The sequence below is a fragment of the Propylenella binzhouense genome, from assembly GCF_009866965.1.
GTDB classification, from domain to species: Bacteria; Pseudomonadota; Alphaproteobacteria; order Rhizobiales; family Afifellaceae; genus Propylenella; species Propylenella binzhouense.
Map to the genome: position 1 here is coordinate 1 of NZ_SPKJ01000203.1, position 1,773 is coordinate 1,773.

At 76.3% G+C, this 1,773-nt stretch carries 1 protein-coding gene; it reads left to right on the top strand.

The features are described 5' to 3' along the window. On the top strand, nt 1–1,773 hold a 1,773-nt coding region (pbpC, locus tag E4O86_RS22885; RefSeq protein WP_205521062.1), incomplete at both ends, for a penicillin-binding protein 1C.

Sequence of the window (1,773 nt, forward strand, 5' to 3'; positions counted from 1 at the left end):
CGGCGCTCGCATGCGCGTCGCTCGTCGCGGTGGCCGCCCCGCTCGCGCTGAGGGCCGCGATCGCCGCGCGGGATCCGGCCGGCCCGGCGCCGCCGGTCTCGGCCGTCGTCCTCGACCGCTCGGACCGGCTGCTCCGTGCCTTCCCGGTCGCCGACGGACGGTGGCGGCTCCCGGTCGAGCCGGCCGATGTCGACCCGCGCTTCCTGCGGATGCTGCTCGGTTACGAGGATCGCGGCTTCGAGCGCCATCGCGGCGTCGAGATCCGGGCGCTCGCCCGCGCGGGGTGGCAGCTCCTGCGCCACGGGCGGATCGTCTCCGGCGGGTCCACTTTGACGATGCAGGTCGCGCGGCTCCTCCACGGCGAGCCGACCCGGGCCGCCGGCGCCAAGCTCGGCCAGGTCCTCGACGCGCTCGCCCTCGAGCGGCGGCACTCGAAGCCGGAGATCCTGCGGCTCTACCTCGAGCTCGCCCCCTATGGCGGCAATATCGAGGGGATCCGGGCGGCCTCGCTCGCCTATTTCGGAAAGGAGCCGGGGCGGCTCACGCCCGCCGAGGCCGCCCTCCTCGTCGCGATCCCGCAATCGCCGGAGGCGCGGCGGCCCGATCGGGGCGCGGCCGGGCTCCGGGCGGCGCGGGACCGCGTGCTCGCGCGCGCCGCATCGCTCGGCATCCTGGACGCGGAGGATGTCGCGGCCGCCCGCGCGGAGCCGGTCCCGCGGCTTCGTCGCGCGTTTCCGATGCTTGCGGCGCATGTTGCCGAGCGGGTCGCCGCGGAGGCGCCGCCCGAACGCGTGCACCGGCTCACCATCGATGCCGGCCTCCAGCGCGCGCTCGAAGATCTCGCACGCGAGCGCGCCTCGGCGCTGCCCGACCGCGTCTCCGTCGCCATCCTCGCGGCCGACCACCGCACCGGCGAAATCCTCGCCTCGGTCGGGTCCTCCGATCTCTTCGACGCCGGCCGCTCCGGCTTCGTCGACATGACCCGCGCGGTCCGCTCGCCGGGCTCGGCCCTGAAGCCGCTCATCTACGGACTCGCCTTCGAGCAGGGCATCGCCCACCCGGAAAGCCTCGTCGAGGATCGTCCGACCGCCTTTGCCGGCTACGTTCCGGCCAATTTCGACCGCAACTTCCAGGGCACGGTGACGGTCCGGCGGGCCCTGCAGCTCTCGCTCAACGTTCCCGCCGTGCAGCTTCTCGACGCCGTCGGTCCGGCCCGGCTCGTCGCCCGCATGCGCCGCGCGGGCGCCCGCCCGGTGCTTTCCGACCTCTCGCCGCCGGGGCTCGCCATCGGGCTCGGCGGGGTCGGCGTGACGCTCGCCGATCTCGTCGCCATCCACGCCGCCATCGCCCGCGGCGGCACGCCCGCCGCCCTCCATGTCCGTCGGAAAGCGGCCCCGCCGCCGCCGGCCGGGCGCGTCCTCGACGCCCGCGCGGCCTGGTACGTCTCCTCCATCCTCGCCGGCATGCCGCAGCCGGGCCGAGCGGGGGGAACGATCGCCTACAAGACCGGGACCTCCTACGGATACCGCGACGCCTGGTCGATCGGCTATGACGGGCGCCGGGTGATCGGCGTCTGGGTTGGGCGGGCGGACGGGGCCCCGGTGCCGGGACTGATCGGGATCGACGCCGCGGCGCCGATCCTCCTGGACGCCTTTGCGCGGATGGGGCCGGTCGTGCCGCTTGCCGGGCCGCCGCCGGGCGTCCTGGTCGCGAGTTCCGCCGGCCTGCCGGGGCCGCTCCGCCGCGTCCGCGTCCCGCGCGGGCCCGCGCCGG